Origin of the sequence: Rhodococcus sp. 077-4 (genome assembly GCF_047782425.1) — a bacterium.
In the GTDB taxonomy this organism is placed as follows: domain Bacteria; phylum Actinomycetota; class Actinomycetes; order Mycobacteriales; family Mycobacteriaceae; genus Rhodococcoides.
The window spans coordinates 397259-417361 of the sequence record NZ_JAJPWC010000001.1 but is presented as its reverse complement, the minus strand read 5'-3'; the positions used below and the strand labels follow the sequence as shown (position 1 = coordinate 417361).

Here is a 20103-nt window from a genome sequence, read left to right as displayed (position 1 = left end):
CCTGTAGGCCACATCCACGAGGAGGCCCGGATGGTGTTGATCGGTCATCGACCCCAGGTACAGGCACGAGTTGCGATGCCCGGGGCTGCACGTGCCCCCATCGGCCAGGGGCGATCCCGCGGCCCGCGACCGAGATCGGCGCCGGTGTACGCCGCCCCCGGACTGACCGAGCGCGAGATTGCGGTTCTCGAAGTCTGGTTGGTGTGCGACTCCAAAATGGAAGTCGGTGCCCGCCTCCACATCGCGCTGGGAACCGTCAATACCCACCTGACGCGAATCCGTGACAAGTACTCCCGCGTCGGTCGAGCCGCGCCCACGAAGGCGGCACTGGTCGCACGGGCCCTGCAGGACGGCATCGTGGCACTCGACGACCTCTGAGCGACGCACTTCGGTGCACCGGCGAGGATGCTAGGTGCGCCGGGGTCTTCGGCTTTCGATCACCATGACCATCGACGCGGCTCGGGGTCGGTTCTCTATGGCATCGACGGTGTAACCGAGATGGTCCGACAGCTTCGCCAGACGGTGTGCGACGCTGCTGTGGTGCAGGTGCATTCGGTTGGCTGCGGCGCGTAACGACCCCGATCGGAGGTACACCCGCAACGTCCCGAGAAGTTCACGTCCGGTCGCGGTCTCGGTCAGTTGTCGAGCGCGAACGAGGTCCGGAATACTCTCGTGTGGAATGGAATTGCCCGGCGCAAGTAGGTTGAGGGCACCTAGCTCGGATGCGTCGACAATTCGTTTGTCTTCCGTGGCCTGACTTCTCGCGAAGTACGCGGATCCCACGTAGAGGTGAGATGTCGATGCTGTCGATGGCAGCGAAATGCCAACAGCTGCAGTTGATTCGACAATTTCGTCGATACGCACGACCGGGACGACGACGGCGTCGTCGACCGTGACAGCAACCGCACGTCCAGCCGTCGCACGCGGACTGTGCAAGCCCGTGTCGGTGTCGTACACCAGAACACGCAGCTCGGTTTCGGGATCGATGCCGAGCCCCGCGCAGGCGGTGAGTACCGCCAGTTCGTCCATCGGGAACAACAGGTTCGTGGTGTGCTCGTAGTCCGTCAGTGTTCGTCGAGGGTGCAGGATGGCCGCCGCGGTGATGGCCATCCGGTCGACGAGCATGTCGTCGAGCGGGAGCGGCTTTCCGACCCGCTCGATCCACACCGTCCCGACTACCACGTCGTCGACAACCACGTCCTTCGTCGACGATGGTGGCCGTTGGGGCTGCGGGGACCAACGGCCACCGGGATCGCATCGTCGCGTTGTGCGGCTCGAGTCGGTCGATCCGGCGACGTCCATTCCGACGGTGCAGTCTGCGAGCGCTGCGCTGGCCCGCATCATCGCCGCGGTATCGGCACCGTGTCTGACCAGCGCATCGAAATAGTCGATCACACGTACCAGGCCCGCGGAGTCGGCGTCGAGCTCCGCTAGCCGATACATCAGTCCTTGCATTCAGGGAAGCTACGAGGTCGGCACCCGTTTGCGCAACCCTCGTCGCAGAGCGGCGAGAGCCTCTGCGTGTCCCCGGATGCTCACCTCGGCGCCGGCGACCAATGCGGATCCGTGGAAGGTGCCGGGGAACGAGTGCAGCTCGACGCTGACGCCGGCGTGGAGCAGACGAAGCGCGTAATCGATTCCCTCGTCGCGCAGTGGGTCCAATTCCATGGTGCACAGGTAGGTCGGGGGCAGCCCGGCCAGGTCGGTGGCGCGGGCCGGCGCGGCGTAGATCGAGACATCGGGATCGTCCGGGCCCGAGTAGCTCTCGCCCAGGTAGTACCGCCACGACAGAATTGCGTTGGGGCGGTGCCACATCGGCGAATCCACGAAGTCGGTCATCGAGACCGTGGTCAGCCGATCGTCCAGTTCAGGGATTTCCAGGTGCTGGAAGGCGACCGGAACAACTCCCTCGTCGCGTGCCTTGAGAGCTGTCCCCGCGGCCAAACCGCCGCCCGCGCTCTGGCCTCCGAGTGCGATTCGGGAGGCATCGAGGCCCAATTCGTCGGCATGAGTGTGGATGTAGGTCAGAGCCGCGTAGCAGTCGTTCAACGGTCCGGGAAACGGTGTCTCGGGAGCGAGGCGGTACTCCACGTTCGCAACTGCGAACCCCAGCTCTCGCGCGACGTCGACGCAGAACGAGTTGCTGGATTCAGCGGTGCCGATCGCGAATCCGCCTCCATGTATCCACACGAGTACCGGCAGTGGTCCCTCGACGGCGTGGGGTGTGAAGAACTCGATGGGTACCTCCGGGTCACCGTCGAGCCCGGGGGCGGCAAGTGCGCGGACATCGACGCCGTCGTAGGAAAGTTCGGACACCAGCGCGCCGACCAGAGCATCGAAGGTGGACCTGGCGGCGGGAATGTCCCCGAAATCGACTTCGGGGAGCATCGTGACGGCTGCAGCGAGTTCGGGGTCGAGTGTGGGAAAGGTGGTCATGTGCACCATCCTGCGCTCGATGGGACTGCAAGTCACCGGCCGTGTGTAGGAAGTAAATCCGAAAAATCCGACACTTGTCGGATGGGCACCGGCCGCTGTCGTCGGTCCGGTGCCATGGGTAGCACTTCGGCGCGGATTCGATCGCAACTCGAACATTGGCTTGACCGATGTCAAGAACTTGACATACATTGGTCTCACGTCAAGATCTTGACGAGTAACGAAAGGATCCCCATGCCAACACCGACTGTTTCCGGACCCAGCTTCCTCGCCCTTCAGGTCAGCGATGTCGACAGCGCTGCAGCGTTCTACGAAGAAAAGCTCGGGCTGGTCCGGGCACCGAATTCTCCTCCCGGTGCCGTCGTGTTCACCACCTCACCGATCGCGTTTGCAGTGCGAGAGCCACTGCCGGGAACCGAACTCGATTCCGGGCAGCCAGGTTTGGGCGTTGCGCTGTGGCTCGCCTGTGACGATGCAGACGGTCTCCACGATCGGCTGGCAGCCGGGGATGTCCCCATCCTGACGCCGCCGTTCGACGGACCGTTCGGCCGCACCTTCGTCTTCCGCGATCCCGAGGGATACGCGGTCACGATCCACAACAGCTGATGCACGAGTTCACGATCACGGTCGACCAGCAGTTCCGCCTCGACGCCTCCGCATCGTTCGCCATGGGGTTTCCGGGAACAACCATCGATGAGTCCGGTGGATCGATGGCGTTCGCGTGGGCAGTGGACGGCGAGTGGACCACTGTCGGCGTTCACCTCCGCCAGATCGGACGCACAGTCCACGGGGAGATCGTGGGTTCGGTGTCCGGAGATCTCGCCGACCTCGTTCGTCGGGACGTCGAACGCATCCTGTGCGCGGATGTCGATGGGTCCGGATTCGCCGGTACAGCATCGAACGACCCGGTGGTCGCGAGCATGCACGCGCGTTTCCCTGGGCTGCGGCCGGTGTTGTTCTACACCCCGTACGAAGCGGCAGCTTGGTGCATCATCGGTCATCGCATCCGGATGAGCCAGGCCGCAGGGATCAAACAACGCCTCGGCGACAAACTCGGCGTCCTCGGCGCGTTTCCCGCTCCCGCGCGCCTGGAACAGCTCGAGTCGGGATTCAAGGGTCTGACCGACCCAAAGACCGAACAACTACGGCAGCTCGGTTCAGCGGCGTCGAGTGGACTCCTCAGCCGTGACCATCTACGGGCACAGTCCTACGACGACGCCATTGCCGAGCTGCAAGAGCTGGCGGGAATCGGGCCCTTCTCGGCGGAACTGATCATGATCCGCGGCGTCGGTGTTCCCGACGCGTTGCCACGACACGAGAAGCGAATGACAGCGGCCATTCGACAGTTCTACGACACCGACGACGTCGCGGGTGTCGCTGAGCAGTGGCGGCCGTACCGAAGTTGGGTCGGACTTCTGTTGCGCGCAGCTGCGTCGGAGTAGGCGAAATCGATTCCGCGAATGCGGATTTCGTGACTTCCGGTGAGGCCGGGTGGTACGAATACCGCAGTCCGTTTCGACCCGCGATCTTTCGGGTCTCCGGCAGTGCACCGTTCGAGAGAATACTGCTGCTGGGAACCCTCCACCCCGGCCACCGGCAGAACTGAATGCAGCTGCCGTTCACCTGGTGCGTAGCACCAGTTCCGTCGGATGCGCATCGGCAGGGGTATCGATTGCGTTCCGCACCGCACGAGCAACGGTGCTGGGCTGCAGGAACTTCGAGCCGTCGTATTCCCCACCCTCGTGCGCGACGATTTCCTGCTGCATGTCGGTGTCGATGCGTCCAGGATGTACCGAGGTGACGCGCAACGACGGCTCCTCCAGTCGCAGGGCATCTCCGAAGGCGCGCAGCGCGAACTTGCTGGCCGCGTACCCGCCCCAACCCGGGTTCGCGCGAATGCCGGCACCCGAATTGATCAGCACCACATGCCCGTTCGCCTTACGTAGCGCAGGAAGCAGCAACCGAGTCAGCTCGACGACGGCGATGACGTTCACCTCGTACTGTCGACGCCAATCCTCCGCCGTCGACTCCTCGACCGTTCCCAGCGCCGCAACTCCCGCGTTGTGCACCAACACATCCAAAGAATCGATACCCGACGCGGCCGCCGCCACCGCGTCGGGATCGGTCAGTTCCACGGGCCATGGCGTCGACCCGTCCAACTCGGACGCGATGGATGCGAGCGATTCGGCCGACCGTCCGCCGAGGAGGACGTGATGATCGGGGGCGAGCAGTCGAGCGATATGGGCACCGAGCCCTCGGCTTGCTCCGGTCACCAACGCAGTACGAGTCATGAAGCCAGGTTAGCTAGAAGCTCATTCCCGCTTCGGAGGCCCAGGTCCGGGTGGTGTTCGCGCCGTCGAGTTCCTCGCGAATGATGTCGGCATGTCCGGCGTGCTGGGATATTTCCCGCAGGATGTGCAACACCGTGAATCGTGCGCTCTGCCAGATGCGTTCGGGTGCCCAAGGTGCCGTCGGGACTGGAACGGAAAGGTCGAGGTCCAAGGTTTCCAGCGCAGCCGAGGTTGCGTCCGCCACCTGTTCCCATTCGGCGACCAGGCCTGCAACGGTGTCGTCGTCCGCCATCAGGTATTCGCCGCCGGCGGAGGCCATGTCGAACTCGGCCGTCGCGTCCAGGTCGGCGATCACCTTCATCCAGTGCCGTTCGTTGTTGACGACGTGGTGCAGCAGCCCGCCGAGGGTCAGTTCGCTCGCGGTGGTTCGGGTGCGTGCCTGCTCCTCGTTGATGCCGCGGACGGTGATGAGGAAGTTGGCGCGCTGCTCGGCGAGCATATTCGCGATGTCGGCGTTCTCTGTGGTCATCGTGTCCTCCTGTTGGCTGGTGACGCCCACATTAGGAATAGATGCGGACAGGTTCGGTCCTCGATGTCAACCGAGCAGAATCTCGCCCACGGACGCAAACTATCTGCATGGGCGATCGAGGTTTCACTTCCACGCAGCTGGCGGCGCGCGCAGCATATCTGCTCAGGGGCAACGACCTGGGCACCATGACCAGTGCCGCCCCGCGGCTGTACCCGCACATGTGGAGTTGGGACGCGGCATTCGTGTCCGTCGGACTCGCTCCGCTGAGCGTTGAACGCGCCGTGGTGGAGATGGACACTTTGCTCTCGGCGCAGTGGAAGAACGGAATGATCCCGCACATCGTCTTCGCCAACGGGGTGGACGGGTACTTTCCCGGACCGGCTCGCTGGGCTACCGGAACTCTCGCTTCGCACGCACCGATGAGCCCGCAGACCTCGGGGATCACCCAGCCGCCGGTTCACGCAATTGCGGTCCAGCGCATTCTCGATCATTCCAAGCGTCACGGACGTACGACGCGTGCCGTTGCCGAGGAGTTCCTCGATCGCCGCTGGGGTGACCTGGTGCGGTGGCATCGTTGGCTCGCCCAGGCCCGCGACGTCGACGACAACGGACGCATCGCGCTGTTCCACGGCTGGGAATCGGGAATGGACAACTCGCCGCGGTGGGATTCGGCCTACGCCAATGTGGTTCCCGGAGAAATGGATCCGTATTTCCGCGAGGACAAGGCCGTTATCACCGACGCCTCCCAACGGCCCAGCAATCTCGAATACGACCGCTACATCTGGCTGGTGGAGGAGATGAAGCAGGTCGGGTACGACGACGACGCACTGAAGACCAAGATGAGCTTCGCAGTCGAGGACGTGTTCGTCAGCGCCATCTTTGCGGTGGCATGTGACGTACTCGCGACCATCGGGGAGGACCATTCACGTCCGAACGCCGACGTTCGCGAGCTGCGGTCGTGGGCGGAGAAGTTCCGCAAGGGCGTCGTTGCGACGACGGACGCTCGCTCCGGCGGGGCTCGTGACTTCGACCTGCGAACTGGTCAGTGGATCGGCACCGAGACCATCGCGATGTTCGCGCCGCTGCTGTGCGGTGGGTTGCCTCGCGAACAGGAGCGCAACCTTCTTCGCATCTTCGAGGGAACCAGGTTCTGCGGACATCCGGATCTGCGGTACGCGGTTCCGCCGTCGACGTCCCCGGTGTCCAAGGATTTTCGCGCTCGCGAGTACTGGCGTGGGCCGGTGTGGCCGGTGATGACATGGTTGTTCTCGTGGGCGTTCGCGCGCCGCGGTTGGTCGGAGCGGTCACTGTCGTTACGGGACGAGGGACTGCGTCAGGCCAGCGACGGCAGCTTTGCCGAGTACTACGAGCCGTTCACCGGCAAGCCGCTCGGCAGCATGCAGCAATCCTGGACGGCTGCTGCGGTGCTGGATTGGCTGGGGTAGCGAAATTCAGCTGAGGTAGCTCTCTACCAACGGTCCGACGACGTCGAACGAGGTGGCGTCGGGCACCAGGTACTTGGCGACGGTGCCGCAGACGAAGGGATGCCACGGCGAACCGGAGTCGGATCCCACCGACGAGACCGCGAGGATGTCGCCGAAGTAGATGCCGGGCAGGTGTCGCTGGACGAGTTCGTCGTTGTGCGATGCGACGGCCAGCAGTTCTTCGACGTGGCTGCGATCGATGTCGTCACCCATGGAACCCAGGAGGTCTGCGCCCTCGGCGCGGGCACGGACGGGGTCGCTGTCGAGCAGCGTCAGCGCTCCGACGGTAATCCCGCGGCTCTGCAGCTCGACGGCGATGGCGTGGGCGAGAACTCCACCGAACGACATGCCCAGGAGGTGGACGGCGCCGGTGGTCCGGACGCGAACGATGTCGTCGGCATACTGCGCTGCCAGGGCCGGGAGGGACTCCGCGCGCTCACCGGAGGCGGACACCTGGACGCCGTAGACGGGACGGTCGTCGTCGACGTGGGCTGCCAGACCTGCGTAGCAATCCACCAGACCCACCAACGGGTGAATGCAGAACACGGGGTCGAGGTGACCGGTGGTTCGGATCGGCGCGATGGTCGGCACCGCATAGTTGGATGGGTCGAGTTCCGTGAAAGCCAGATTCGAGAGATCGTTCACGACAGTCATGGTGCGCCTCCGAGCCAAGAGATGTAATTCGTGTTTGCATGGTTTGTTGATGCCGACTCTGGGTATGTCGCCGTCGGCAGCGTGAGTGTTACCCACGTCTCATTACCGACGACTCAACCACGTCTGTGGACAGAACGCATTAGTGAATGTTCACCATCGAATGCCCGGTTTCGTACACCGATACCGGGAACGCGGGTCAAAGAACCGAACTCGCCGTGACCCGTGCACTGGTTTGGGTTCGAGCCCATCTGCAATGAACGACCGACGGCACCCGTGGCCGATTGTGTCGACCAGGGGTGCCGCCGGGTTTCACTGCACGAACGTAGTTGCTACGCCGATTTCCAGACTGCGACCACGGAGGGTCGCGGCTGGGTGTCGCCGCCGTCGGGCCAATGCGAGATCGGTGCATCGGCAGTGGCGTCGTCGCTCTCGCCCGGGTGCTGTACGCAAACCATGACGCGCTCGTCGGAGACGATCGGACCGCAGGTCTCGCCGCCCGCGGGAACCGTCAGGAACTGGCGGGTCTCACCGCGACGCGCGCCGTCGAGCACCACGGCGAACAGGCCGTCGTTGGAGTCGAGTGCATTGCCGTCGGTGGAGACCCACAGGTTGCCCTTGGAGTCGAACGCGAGGTTGTCGGGGCACGAGATGGGGCTGACCTGGCTCTTGTCGAACCCGCCGAAGTAGGTGTCGGCTTCCTTCGGGTCACCGCAGACCAGCAGCAGGTTCCAGGTGAAGGACGTGCCCGCGTGCTCGTCGTCGAGTTCGAGGACCTGTCCGTTCTTGTTCTTGTTGCGAGGGTTGGCTTCGTCGGCGGCAGCCTTGCCCTCGGTTCCGCGGTTGGAGTTGTTCGTCAGCGCAACGTAGACCTTGCCGGTCACCGGGTTGGGCTCGAAGTCCTCCGGGCGGTCCATCTTGGTCGCGCCCACCTTGTCGCCTGCCTGACGGGTGAACACTGCGACCTCTTCGGCGGACATGCCGTCGACCAGGGACTTGCCCCGGCCGTCCTCGCCGGTTTCGAGCAAGGGGATCCACTTGCCGGTGCCACGGAATTCACCGTTGGACGGCAGGGTTCCCGAGCCGTCGATCGCGTCGGGGGTGTCGCCGGTGAGGGTCGCGACGTACAGCGTGCCCGCGTCCAACAGCGTCAGGTTGTTGCGCATCGCGGCCGCACCGGTGCCAGGCATCATCTTGCGGGTCGAGACGAACTTGTACATGTAGTCGAAGCGCTCGTCGTCGCCGCTGTAGGCGACGACGGTGCCGTCGTCGGTGATGTAGATGGTGGCAGCTTCGTGCTTGAAGCGTCCCAGCGCGGTGTGCTTGATCGGAGCCGACTGCGGATCCCACGGGTTGACCTCGACGATGTACCCGAACCGGTTGGGCTCGTTGGGCTCCTGAGCAAGATCGAAACGCTTGTCGAAGCGTTCCCATTTGCGCTCGCTGGCGCCACCCTCGATGCCGTAGCGCGAGAGTCGCTCGGCCACAACAGGATCCGTGACGGTTTCGGCATTGGCGAAGTACTGGTTGAAGTTCTCTTCGCCGGAGAGGACGGTTCCCCACGGCGTGAGGCCACCCGAGCAGTTGTTGAACGTGCCGAACACCTTCGTGCCGGTGGGATCGACGCTCGTCTTGAGGAATTCGCTGCCTGCGGCAGGGCCGGTGACGACGAACTCGGTGCTGCCGGTGATGCGGCGGTTGTACTGACCCATCGCGGGGGTCAGCTTGCCGGTGCCCGACTCACCCTGAACCTGCACCACGGAGAGTCCGTGCGCGGCAATGGCGACGTCGAACTGTTCACGGGTGGGGTTCTCGGCGTCGTAGCCCTTGAACATGGCCGGCTCGGTGCTGTACTCGTGGTTGACCACCAACAGGTGCGCGTTGGGCGTGCCCTCGATCGGCAGCAGGCCGGCGAAGTCGTTGTTGAACCCGAACTGCATCGCTTGTGCGGCACCGGTCTGACGGTCGAAGTCGAACGCCGGGGCACCTGCGACGACCGCGTCGCCCCAGCGGATGACGATTCCCTGCTCGTAGCCCTCGGGTATCACGACGGCGTCTTCGGTGTTCGGTTCCACCGCAACGAAATCCACGCCGTCGACGGGTGGGGTATCTGCACCGGACGTGCTCGAGGTTCCGCTTCCGGTGGTGGCCGGCTCGTCGGTCGAGCACGCCGCGAGAGCGCTACCCGCGCCCACGGCGAGCACTGCCATGGCACCGCCCTTGATCACACCGCGCCGCGACATCGCGGTCTTGACGATGTCGCCGAAGTACTCACCCTTCGAAGTGTTGGGAACCTCGTGGAAACACGCATCCCCGCACTTGTACTTGCACGTCAATGCTGATCGCTTGGAGCTTCCGTCGTGAACCGCGAACAAGGGTAGTGGCTTCATGAGACGGCACGCTGTCACCCAAAAGCGAAAGTAAAGGAACGTTCAGGTGAAGTTGCGGACAACGAGGTTGCCCTAACGTGCCTCCGGCAGTGGTGTGGACAAGTGCCTCCTGTGGCACTCGTCCACACCACTGCTACAGCACCTGCGAGAGGAACGTCCTCAGTCGATCGGTGTGCGGATCGTCGAACAACTGCTCCGGCGTTCCGGTTTCGACGGCGCTGCCGTGATCCATGAACAACACCTTGTTCGACACCGACCGCGCGAAGCCCATTTCGTGGGTCACCACGACCATCGTCATTCCGCCCTTGGCGAGGTCGGCCATGAGCGCCAGCACACCCTTGACCAACTCCGGGTCGAGAGCGGAGGTCGCCTCGTCGAAGAACATCACCTCGGGCTTCATGGCGAGTGCTCGGGCGATGGCGACGCGCTGCTGCTGGCCGCCGGAGAGGTTGCCCGGACGCGAGTCCGCCTTGTTGGCGAGGCCGACCAATTCGAGTTGGTCCATCGCGGCCGCGCGGGCCGCTTCCTTGGACAGGCCGAGCAACTTGTGTGGTCCGAGAGCGATATTGTCGGCAACGCTCTTGTGCGGGAACAGGTTGAACTGCTGGAACACCATGCCGATGCGTTGACGCAGTTCGTCCGGGTTGTCCTTCAGCACCGATTTGCCGTCGAGCAAGATGTCGCCCTGTTCGGGCTCGTGCAGTCGATTGAGGGCGCGCAAGAGCGTGGATTTGCCCGAGCCCGAAGGGCCGATGACCGTCGTGGTCGTGCCGGCCGGGACGTCGATGCTCACTCCACGCAGCACCTTGTTGTTACCGAAGGACAGGTGGATGTCCTTGCCTGTCAGCGACACACTGCGTTGCTGGGAAACGGAAGTCATGTCAGCCTCTTTCCACGACGATGGCCTGCTCGACCGGGTCCAGCGTCTGCTCGGCCTTGCCGGTGCGCAGTCGCTTGTCGATGTAGTTCACGAGATGGGTGAGCGGCACTGTGAGCACCAGGTAGAACAGTCCGGCCGCGACGAGCGGTGAGAGATTTCCGGTCTGTGCGTTGAGATCTCGTCCGACGGCGAACAGCTCGCGTTGGGTGGCGAGCAGTCCGAGGAAGTAGATCAGCGACGAGTCCTTGATCAGCGAGATGAACTGGTTCATCAGTGCAGGCAGGACGCGTCTGACACCCTGCGGGACGACCACCAGATTCATCGATCGACGACGGCTGAAGCCCAGCGCCCGTGCAGCTTCCATTTGTCCGGCTTCGACGCTCTGGATGCCGGATCGGAAGATCTCACCGATGTACGCCGCGGCGAGTAGCGAGAGTGCCGCAGCGCCGAGCCAATACGGGTTTCCGCCGGTCAGACCCTGCACCACCGGTCCGATACCGAGTCCGATGATCAGGATGATGACCACCGCGGGAAGTCCCCGGAAGATGTCGGTGTAGATGCGTGCCGGCCACCGGAGCCAGCGGGTACGCGAGAGCCCGGCCAGGGCCAGCAGCATCCCCAGGACCGTACCGATGATGCCCGACGCCAACGCCAGAATCAGCGTGTTCGGCAGGCCCACCTTGAACAGGTCGGGGATGGCCGACTTGTACAGCGACCAGTCGAAGAATGTATCTCCCAACTGCGCCAGTGTCGATTTCGGTTGCACGGCAACGGCTTCGGGAGCATTTGCGTCGTTCTGTGCCGCGATTGCGGCGAAGTCCGGTAGCTCGGGAGCGGGAGCAGCCTTGCTGCCCGGCTTGAAACCCTCGGGAAGTTCGCGAGGTACCCAGTTGGAGTACAGCGAGGCCCAGGTGCCGTCGGCGATCACGGCGTCGAGACCGGAATTGAGGGCATCGATCAGCGGTTGGTTCTCGCGTGCGACAGCCCAACCGACGAAGTTGTTCAGCGAGAACGTGTTCTGGGTGATCGCCGTGCCGTCCTCGGGCTTCACCAGTCCCTCGGCCTGCTGCGACGGGGCGACCCACGCGTCGATCTGACCGGTCTTCAGGTTCGCGTACGCGGTGTTGTAATCGGGGAACTTCACCGGATCGAGGCCGAGCGTGTTCACCACGTAGTCGTCCTGCACGGTGCCCTGCACCACGCCGATCCTGGTGTCCGCGTTCAGATCCTCGAACTTGGTGATCGGACCGCCGGTCGTCGCAACGAGGGAGAAGTACCCGAAGTCGTAACCGTTGGTGAACCCGACGGTGTTGCGTCGCTCGTCGGTCGTCGTGATCGAGGACGACCCGACGTCGAAGCGGCGGCCGGCAACCTGCGCGAGCAGACCCGAGAACTCGGTGCCCGAGAAGTTGATCTGCAGACCGAGCTTCGCGGCGATGGCCTTCAACAACTCGTTGTCGTATCCGGTGTACTGGCCGGCCGAATCCAAGCAGATGCTCGGCGGGGCGTCGGACAGGGTGCCGACGGTCAGAACTCCCGGCGTCGCCAATCCCAGCGCGTTCGTGTCGATCCGATCCAGCGGAGTGACGTTCGCAGTCGTGTACTTGTCCTCCGTCGCAGCTGCTGCTGCGGCGTCGAAGTTCGTCGGGGTGGACGACGCGCTGTCGACTCCGGGAGGGGCGCACAGGTCGGTCGGACCTGCTGCCGCCTGATCATCGGATGAGGATGTTCCACACGCGGCGAGCGTGAGAGCCATCAACAGCCCGAGAACGAGAACCACGAGCGCGCGTGAAGCGCGTACGGCAACCATGAAGAAAAGCCTAAGCGGACCAGGGCCCACTCACCCAAACGCGCCACGCGCAAGGGTTTCGCTCAACGAACTGCCGTGACGTGTCTCTACTTGTGTGCGTCCCGCCACGCGATGGCCGCATTCAGTTCGGTGAGGTCGTAATCCGGGCCGCCGGTGCCGACGGTGAACAGAGTGGCTCCGGCGTCGACGAAGTCCTGGGCTGTCTCTGCTCCCGGCCACGAGACCGAGCGGGTGATGCCGGAGGTGTCGCGCCCGACAGTGGTGCCGTGTTCGGCGAGGATCTCGGACTTGCGCTTCAGCGCGTCGAGGTCGGCGAAGCTGTGCCAGATGTGCGCGTACTCGGCCACCAGCTTGAGCGTCTTCTTCTCGCCCCCGCCGCCGATGAGAATCGGAATGTCGCGGGTGGGGGCCGGGTTTCCGACGTCGAGGCGGTGTCGGATTCTGGCCAGACTCTCCTTCAGCAACGCCAGACGCGAACCGGCCGTGCCGAATTCGTAGCCGAAGTTGTCGTAGTCCTTCTCGTTCCAACCGGCTCCGATGCCGAGGATCAGGCGGCCTCCACTGATGTGGTCGACGGTCCGCGCCATATCTGCCAACAGATCCGGATTGCGGTAACCGCCACCGGTGACGAGAGCGCCGATCTCGACGTTCGACGTCTGCTCGGCCCAGGCACCCAGCATCGTCCAGCACTCGAAGTGCGCACCGTCGAGGTCGCCGTACAGCGGATAGAAGTGGTCCCAGTTGAACACGATGTCGACGCCCGCATCTTCCGAGCGCAACACCGCGTCGCGGATCAACTGGTAGTCGGGCGCGTGCTGGGGCTGAAGCTGAACACCGATCTTGACGGTCATGTACGTCTCCTCGTCGTGTGGGCTGCGTCTTCCATGATGCACCTCGGCGGCACTAGCCGATGCGGACGCCGTTCTCGGCCATCATCGCCCGCAGCACGAACCCCGCTTCGGAGCCGATGATCTCGCCGACGAGGGTGATGTAGCGGTCGACGAATGCGCCGCCGTGCTGCTGCTCGTTCTCGTCGGCGAAGTGGTGCGCCAGTTCGTGCAACACCACCAGCTCCCGCAACGCCCATGCCCGATTTCCCCGATGCAGCGGCACGGCAACGGTCGCGGTGTCCGATTCGTAATGGGCGGCGGCCGATCCGGACCTGGCCCGCACGGTCACCGTCCGGCCGGCGTCGGGCCAGGTGGCCGGCACCCAGTCCAATGCCAGCACCGCGTCGACGTACGTCTGCACCGATGCGAGCGAGGCGAACTTGCGCTCGACGGGCAGGGTCAGCTGTGAGCCCAGCACCTCGACGACGCGGTTGTCGCGCTCCTCGGCTCGATCGAACATGATCCGCACCATCTGTTCGGCGTCGTACACGGCCGACCGCTGCGTATCTCTCGGCCTGCTCATCCGGCCAGCCTAATTTGTGTTGGCCTGCGGACTCCCCTAGTGTTCTATCGACAACGATTGTCGAAGTCGTTCCCACTTTGTGAGGAGATCCTGTGCTCGTCGTCGATGACCTCTGCATCGACGCCGGACGCACCCGCCTCGTCGACGGCATCTCGTTCGAGATCCCAGCAGGTCGACGCGTGGGCCTGCTGGGTGCCTCGGGATCGGGCAAGTCCTCCATCGCTTCCGCGCTCGTCGGAGCGCTGCCGCCGGGCATCACCTGCTCCGGCCGGATCGTCGTCGACGGTCACGACGTCGCCGGAGTTCCGACACCGCGTCGGCCTCGCTCCGCGCGTCCGGCGATGGTCTTCCAGGATTCCGCGACCGCGCTGAACCCGATGGTCACCGTCGGCGGGCAACTGCGCACTCCCGACGCAGCCGCGCTGCTGGCGCGAGTGGGACTGCACGACACGGCCCGCATCCTGGCATCTCACCCACTCGAACTCTCGGGCGGTCAGCGTCAACGCGTCTGCATCGCATTGGCATTGGCTCGGGAGAGCTCGCTGGTGATAGCCGACGAACCGACCACCGCACTCGACGTGTTGAGTCAGGCGCGTGTGCTCGACGCGCTGCGAGAGGTACCGTCGCTGCTGCTGATCACCCATGACATCGCGGTGGCCACGCAATTGTGCGACCATCTGCTCGTTCTGGATTCCGGACGCATCATCGAATCCGGTTCCACGGCAGGCGTACTGAAGAGCCCGCGATCGGATCGCACACGGCAGATGATCGAGGTGGCTCGGGCGGCGGATCCGTTCCGTCAGCTGGTCGCGCTGTGACTGTGGGAGAACCGGCCGGTGTGGAGGCCACGGCCGTCACACGACAGTACGACCGACATGGCACGTCCCATACCGCCTTGGATGCAGTCACATTCGCTGTACCGCCGGCCGGGCGGATCGGTCTGGTCGGCGAATCCGGTTCAGGAAAAACGACATTGCTGCGCCTGCTGCTGGCCGTCGATGCTCCCAGTGGCGGAAGGATCACCCTCGACGGGCAGCCCGTCCGCCCCGGATCGGCTCGATCGTTGCGGTGGTTTCGCCGTCGAGTGCAGTACATTCCGCAGGATCCGGCGACGAGCCTCGACCCGCGCCGCAGTGTCCTCGACCTGGTCGCAACGCCGCTACGACTGCTCGGCGTCGAGGGTGATCACCGCGCCATGGCGAGCAGTGCGTTGTCGGCCGTCGGGCTCGATGCGCAATTCCTGGCTCGCCGCCCGGCCGAGCTGTCCGGCGGGCAGAAGCAACGCGTTGCCATTGCCCGCGCCGTAGCGTGCGCGCCCCAGTATCTGTTGGCGGACGAGCCGGTCAGTGGACTCGATCCCGACCTGCGAGAACAGGTGCTCTCCGTCCTGGCCGGCGTACCGGGTGCATTGCTGATCGTCAGCCACGACCTGTCGGCTGTTGCCCGGCTCTGCACCGACGTCGCGGTCATGCACCGGGGTCGCATTGTCGAAACAGGCTCTGTTCGAGCAGTTCTGACCCGGCCCGAGCACGAGCACACCCGAAATTTGATCGATGCCGTCCCCCGGCTCACCTAAGAACTACAGGAGTTACATTGACCAGCAACATGTTTCGGGTAGGCGCGCTTGCAGCAGTGGGCACGTTGACGCTCACCGGGTGTTTTTCCTCCACCGCGGCATCGTCCGAGGATACGGAGGGCCGCGTTCGCGTCGCGATGCTGCAGCCGCCCCGGTCGGGGCTGTCCCAGTTCAGTGACGACGCCTTCAAGCTCTCGCGCTGGTCCACGGCCGAGACGTTGATCGTTCTCGACGATCTCGGCGAGGCCGAGCCGGGTCTGGCCACCGCGTGGAACCGCGTCGACGACCGAACCTGGAACTTCGACGTCCGGCCCGACGTCACATTCCACAACGGGGCCCCGCTCGATGCGGCGGCCGTCGCCACCGCGCTGACAGCCGCAACACAGTCGGCACCCAAACCGCGCATTCTCGACGGCGTCGAGATGACGGTGACCGCGACCGACGCCGACAGTGTGTCGGTAACCACCGCTGACGTGGATCCACTTGTACCGCAGCGGCTGTCGAGTCCACAGTTGGCCATTTTGGCACCCGAGGCGTACTCGACAGGCGGTAGCAACCCGATCGGAACCGGCACCGGGCCCTTCGTGCTGAAGGCAGTGAACGGAACGTCCACTGCCACCCTCGACCGTAACGACGACTACTGGGGTGAGCCGGCCAAGATCTCCGGCATCGACGTCGACTTCGTGCCCGACGGTACGGCCCGCGCCGCGGCACTGCGTAACGGCACCGCCGATGTGGTGGAGGCGATTCCGGTATCGCAGGCTGCCAACGTCGACCAGGCACTGGTGCACGAGGTGCCGATGCCGCGTACCAACACCCTGTACCTGAACACCGCGTCCGGGGCCTTCGCCGACCCGGCCATGCGCGCTGCCGCGCGCGAGTCGATCGACCGCAACCGTCTGGTCGAGCAGGTGTACGAGGGCCGCGCCGACGCCGCGAACGGGCTACTCGGCCCGGCCCTGCCATGGGCTGCCGACCGTCCGGCGCGCACCGAGGCACCGGCGGGCGATCCCGCAGGCAAGAAGATCACCCTCGCCACCTTCACGGATCGGGCCGAGCTCCCCGAGGTCGCCGTGCTGCTGCAGCAGGAGCTCGAGGCCAAGGGCTTCGTGGTCGAACAGGTGGTTCGTGAGTACCAGTTCATCGAAACCGACGCTCTTGCCGGTGCTTTCGATGCGTTCATCCTTTCCCGCGCCACCGTCCTCGACTCCGGTGACCCGGCCGCATACATGTACTCCGACTTCGCTTGCGAAGGATCGTTCAACATCTCGCAGTTCTGCGACCCGCAGGTCGACGCGGCGCTGGCCGACGCCGCTGCCACCGAGCCGGGAGATGAGCGTCGCGCCGCCGTTCTCGACGCCGAGAAGCTGATCCTCGACAAGGACGCGGCGGTACCGCTGCTGCACGAACGCGTCATCCAGGGCGAGTCCGAGGGCGTGACCGGCGTGGCCCGCGATCCACGTGAGCGCACCTTGATCACCAACCAGACCGCGTTCGAGTAGGCGGTGAGAACGACTGTCTCACGGCTGCTCGCGGTGGCGGGGGTCGTACTTCTCGTCGGCATGCTGCCGTGGTTGTCCGACCGAGATCCCGCACTGAGCATTCTGCGGGCACGCTCGGCCGAGCAAGAGGCAACCCCCGAGGCCCTTGCGGCGATCCGCAGCGATCTGGGTCTCGACGCCGGGCCACTACGAACCTTCTGGAACTGGCTCACCGGCATCGCGTCGGGCAACCCCGGAAACTCCTGGAACACCGGCAAACCCGTGCTGCCCGGCGCACTCGACGCGCTGACCGTCTCCCTGACCCTGATGGGTTTCGCAATGGTCGTCGCACTCGTCACGGCGTCCCTCGTCGTGGTGCCCAGCATGCGGGCGGGTCTGCGTGGCACGCCGAAACGTACCGGTGGAAGCATTGCGGCTGCCCTGACGTCGCTGCCGGAGTTTCTGCTCGCCTCGGTGCTCGTGGTTTTCGGAGCAGTGTGGTTGTCGTTCCCGGCCTACGGCTGGAACGGACCGGAGTACGCGGTGTTACCCGCACTGGCACTGGGGCTTCCGGCAGGTGGATTGATCGGACGCCTGCTTGCCGACGCGGTGGCCGTCACCTTCACCGAAGGATGGGTCACCACCTGGACTGTGGCTGGATTCTCCCGGCCACAGATCGCTCTCGCTGTGCTGCGCCGCGCTGTCCCCGGTCTCGCGTCACAGGTCGGCTTGATCATGGTCGCGATGACGGGCGGTGCAGTGGCCGTCGAAAAGGTGTTTGCGATACCGGGATTGGGGCGTTCGACTCTCGGTGACGCCCAGTCGCAGGACCTGCCCGCCCTACAGATCGACATCCTGCTGCTGCTGGCCGTCAGCGCGGCACTCGGTATCGCCGCAGAGCTCGTGCGCCGGTTGCTGCTCGGCAGCGCACTGCACGAGAAGGCGATGCCGATCCCTGCCGGAGTGTTCCATCCGTCACCGCGCCGGTGGATCGTCCCGATCGGTGCCGCATCGCTTCTGGCGGTCATGGTGTCGGTGGGTCTGCCTCGGGACGGCCAGATCACCACTCGTGAGAAGTTCGCTTCCCCGTCGTCGGCGTTTCCCTTCGGAACCGACGCCTCCGGCCGCGACCTGCTGGCCCGAGTAGCGGACGGAGCCTTGCGGTCGATCGGATTGTCGTTGGCGGTCACGCTAGCGGCCCTGGTCGTCGGGGTGCTGCTGGGCTTGGTCCCCCGGGCGACCCGAGGACTCGTCGAGGTCACCAATGCCGCCCCACCCGTCGTCACCGGCATCCTCATCGCCGCGATCTGGGGTCCGAGCGCCGGCGGTGCCGCGGTGGCCGTGCTGATCGTGACGTGGGCACCGCTCGCCGCGCACACCGCCGCACTCGTCGACGAGGCGCGAGCACAGCCCTACATCTCCATCCTGCCCACCCTCGGTGCCGGTAACGGTCGAATACTGTTCGGCTCCATCGTTCCCGGCGTGCTGCCGGCAGTACTGCGGCACGCCATGATTCGACTTCCCGGAGTCGCGCTCGCGCTCGCCGCCCTCGGATTCCTCGGGCTCGGACCACAACCGCCCACCGCGGACTGGGGACTGATCCTCTCCGACGGAGTAGGTGCCGTCGAGCGAGCACCGTGGGTTGCGGCAGCACCGTTGGCGTCGTTGATCGCTCTGGCCGTCCTCGCGGTGTCCGTCGCCAGTGCCACATCGGGGCGGGTGAGAACGACACAGACAACCGGTACCGTCATCGAGACGGCCGACGCAGGAGGACGCAGTACATGAGCACCGGAATCGACCGATCGCCGACGCGGTGGCGGTGGTCGTTCCTCGTCGATCTGGGGCGTGCGACGCCCACCGTGCGATTGCTGGTCCTGACCCAGATGACCTTCAACATCGGCTTTTTCATGGTGTTGCCGTATCTGTCGGTGCACCTGACGAGTGACCTCGGGCTCGGGGCCGCCCTCGTCGGAGTGGTGCTCGGAATCCGAACGTTCTCTCAGCAGGGCCTGTTCTTCGTGGGCGGCACACTGGCCGATCGGTGGGGCATCAAACCGGTGGTTCTCGTCGGTTGTGTCCTACGAGTTCTGGGATTCCTGGGCCTCGCTGCCTTCGATTCTCTCGCTGGTGTCGTGGCCGCGACGGTCCTGGTCGGCTTTGCGGCCGCATTGTTCTCTCCCGCAGTGGAATCCGCGATCGCCGTCGAAGCCGGTAAGAGCGAACGCAGCGGTGGCGCCACTCGCGTGCAGACCTTCGCTCTGCTGTCGGTGTGCAATCAGATCGGCTCGTTCACCGGCCCGCTGATCGGGTCTTTGTTGCTGTTGGCCGACTTCCGGATCGCTTGCCTCACGGCCGCAGGCATTTTCGTTCTCGTCATCGCCGCACACATCACGTGGTTGCCCCGCGAGCCGGGCGAACATCGCGACGATCCGTGGCTGTCGGGCTGGACCGACGTGATCCGCAACCGAACCTTCGTACTCTTCGCCGTCGCGATGAGCGCACAACTAGTGGCCTACAACCAGCTGTATCTACTGCTTCCCCTCGAAGTCGAACGCGCCTGGGGATCGCAGACGGTACTCGGCTGGTTCTTCGCCCTCTCCGCGATACTCGTCGTCACGACGCAATTACCCATCACCCGACGCGTCGCCGCGGTATCTCCGCGCATCACGCTGCCGATCGGATTCGCCGTCATGGCAGTCTCGTTCGTCCTCGTCGCGGTCCTCGCTCCACTGGAGCTGACGGGCCTGATCGGACTGATTCCGGCCGCGTTGTTCGTGCTGCTGCTGGCACTGGGTCAGATGATCGCTATGCCACAGGCCAGGGATCTGGTGCCGCTCATGGCGGCAGAACGCCGTCTCGGCTCGTACTACGGCTTCATGGCCTCACTCGGGGGCATCGGAGTGCTCATCGGCTCGATCGCAGTGGGAGCGGTGATCGACGCCTCCCCCGACACCGGCTGGGGCGCAGCCATCCCGTGGCTGGTCGCCGCACTGTTTCCCATCGCCAGCGTCGTCGGTCTGCGCGTGGTGCTGGCGCGCCTGGACTGAGGCTGCTTCGGTTTCGACGGCCCCGACCGACCGCACGTCGGCTTCTTCCCGCCGCCCGGCGTTCTCCGCCGCGCCCCGTTCTCCGCCGCCCCCATTCCCCGCCGCGCCCCGCGTTCTC

General features: G+C 64.9%; 19 protein-coding genes. 9 read left to right on the top strand and 10 right to left on the bottom strand.

From position 1 onward, the window contains the following. The first annotated feature begins 30 nt into the window (after window positions 1-30). On the top strand, window positions 31-378 hold the full coding sequence (locus ACNEOT_RS02085) for a LuxR C-terminal-related transcriptional regulator (protein WP_415971732.1): 348 nt from the start codon (window positions 31-33) through the stop codon (window positions 376-378). Between the two features lie 30 nt (window positions 379-408). On the opposite strand, the gene ACNEOT_RS02080 is transcribed toward ACNEOT_RS02085, so the two are convergent. Together ACNEOT_RS02080 and ACNEOT_RS02075 are read right to left on the bottom strand one after the other, a co-directional pair. Beyond that, entirely contained in the window at window positions 409-1443 is a 1035-nt protein-coding gene (locus ACNEOT_RS02080) for a helix-turn-helix domain-containing protein (RefSeq protein ID WP_415971730.1), read from the bottom strand. Window positions 1444-1464: 21 nt separating this feature from the next. Then, entirely contained in the window at window positions 1465-2436 is a 972-nt protein-coding gene (locus ACNEOT_RS02075) for an alpha/beta hydrolase fold domain-containing protein (protein WP_415971729.1), read from the bottom strand. Window positions 2437-2667: 231 nt separating this feature from the next. Here ACNEOT_RS02075 and ACNEOT_RS02070 point away from each other — a divergent pair, with 231 nt between their 5' ends. Beyond that, window positions 2668-3039 carry a VOC family protein gene (locus ACNEOT_RS02070; protein ID WP_415971727.1) on the top strand — a complete coding sequence of 124 codons (372 nt, stop codon included), beginning with the start codon at window positions 2668-2670 and terminating at the stop codon, window positions 3037-3039. Further along, entirely contained in the window at window positions 3039-3875 is an 837-nt protein-coding gene (locus ACNEOT_RS02065; protein ID WP_415971725.1) for a DNA-3-methyladenine glycosylase family protein, read from the top strand. Before ACNEOT_RS02070 ends, ACNEOT_RS02065 begins: the two co-directional genes overlap by 1 nt. A gap of 177 nt (window positions 3876-4052) precedes the next feature. On the opposite strand, the gene ACNEOT_RS02060 is transcribed toward ACNEOT_RS02065, so the two are convergent. Then, a complete protein-coding gene (locus tag ACNEOT_RS02060) occupies window positions 4053-4724 on the bottom strand; it encodes an SDR family oxidoreductase (RefSeq protein ID WP_415971723.1) in 672 nt (223 codons plus the stop codon). Window positions 4725-4737: 13 nt separating this feature from the next. Next, window positions 4738-5253 (bottom strand): DinB family protein, encoded by a 516-nt coding sequence (locus tag ACNEOT_RS02055; RefSeq protein WP_415971722.1) that lies wholly within the window; start codon window positions 5251-5253, stop codon window positions 4738-4740. Window positions 5254-5360: 107 nt separating this feature from the next. On the opposite strand from ACNEOT_RS02055, the gene ggh reads away from it, so the two are divergent. Further along, complete coding sequence (gene ggh, locus ACNEOT_RS02050; RefSeq protein ID WP_415971721.1) at window positions 5361-6698, top strand: glucosylglycerate hydrolase; 1338 nt, start codon at window positions 5361-5363, stop codon at window positions 6696-6698. Window positions 6699-6704: 6 nt separating this feature from the next. Here ggh and ACNEOT_RS02045 read toward each other — a convergent pair whose 3' ends face one another. The 6 genes from ACNEOT_RS02045 to ACNEOT_RS02020 all read right to left on the bottom strand — a co-directional run bounded on the left by ACNEOT_RS02045 (window position 6705) and on the right by ACNEOT_RS02020 (window position 13881). Then, the gene (locus ACNEOT_RS02045) at window positions 6705-7391 is read right to left on the bottom strand and encodes a thioesterase domain-containing protein (protein WP_415971719.1); all 687 of its coding nucleotides are present in this window, start codon (window positions 7389-7391) and stop codon (window positions 6705-6707) included. 329 nt (window positions 7392-7720) lie between these two features. Beyond that, entirely contained in the window at window positions 7721-9778 is a 2058-nt protein-coding gene (locus ACNEOT_RS02040) for a PhoX family protein (protein ID WP_415971718.1), read from the bottom strand. Between the two features lie 133 nt (window positions 9779-9911). Continuing rightward, window positions 9912-10658, bottom strand: coding sequence for an amino acid ABC transporter ATP-binding protein (locus ACNEOT_RS02035; RefSeq protein WP_415971717.1), 747 nt, complete (start codon window positions 10656-10658; stop codon window positions 9912-9914). 1 nt (window position 10659) lies between these two features. Next, the gene (locus tag ACNEOT_RS02030) at window positions 10660-12468 is read right to left on the bottom strand and encodes an ABC transporter substrate-binding protein/permease (protein WP_415971715.1); all 1809 of its coding nucleotides are present in this window, start codon (window positions 12466-12468) and stop codon (window positions 10660-10662) included. Window positions 12469-12554: 86 nt separating this feature from the next. Further along, on the bottom strand, window positions 12555-13319 hold the full coding sequence (locus tag ACNEOT_RS02025) for an LLM class F420-dependent oxidoreductase (protein ID WP_415971713.1): 765 nt from the start codon (window positions 13317-13319) through the stop codon (window positions 12555-12557). A gap of 52 nt (window positions 13320-13371) precedes the next feature. Further along, window positions 13372-13881 carry a TIGR04338 family metallohydrolase gene (locus ACNEOT_RS02020; RefSeq protein ID WP_415971712.1) on the bottom strand — a complete coding sequence of 170 codons (510 nt, stop codon included), beginning with the start codon at window positions 13879-13881 and terminating at the stop codon, window positions 13372-13374. 92 nt (window positions 13882-13973) lie between these two features. Here ACNEOT_RS02020 and ACNEOT_RS02015 point away from each other — a divergent pair, with 92 nt between their 5' ends. The 5 genes from ACNEOT_RS02015 (at window position 13974) to ACNEOT_RS01995 (ending at window position 19985) form a co-directional block, all read left to right on the top strand. Next, the gene (locus ACNEOT_RS02015) at window positions 13974-14699 is read left to right on the top strand and encodes an ATP-binding cassette domain-containing protein (protein WP_415971710.1); all 726 of its coding nucleotides are present in this window, start codon (window positions 13974-13976) and stop codon (window positions 14697-14699) included. Between the two features lie 77 nt (window positions 14700-14776). Beyond that, the gene (locus ACNEOT_RS02010) at window positions 14777-15457 is read left to right on the top strand and encodes an ABC transporter ATP-binding protein (RefSeq protein ID WP_415971709.1); all 681 of its coding nucleotides are present in this window, start codon (window positions 14777-14779) and stop codon (window positions 15455-15457) included. Between the two features lie 17 nt (window positions 15458-15474). After that, entirely contained in the window at window positions 15475-16959 is a 1485-nt protein-coding gene (locus tag ACNEOT_RS02005) for an ABC transporter substrate-binding protein (protein WP_415971707.1), read from the top strand. A gap of 3 nt (window positions 16960-16962) precedes the next feature. Continuing rightward, on the top strand, window positions 16963-18723 hold the full coding sequence (locus ACNEOT_RS02000) for an ABC transporter permease subunit (protein WP_415971705.1): 1761 nt from the start codon (window positions 16963-16965) through the stop codon (window positions 18721-18723). Beyond that, window positions 18720-19985 carry an MDR family MFS transporter gene (locus ACNEOT_RS01995; RefSeq protein ID WP_415971703.1) on the top strand — a complete coding sequence of 422 codons (1266 nt, stop codon included), beginning with the start codon at window positions 18720-18722 and terminating at the stop codon, window positions 19983-19985. The genes ACNEOT_RS02000 and ACNEOT_RS01995 overlap by 4 nt, the downstream gene beginning before the upstream one ends. Window positions 19986-20103 lie beyond the last annotated feature (118 nt).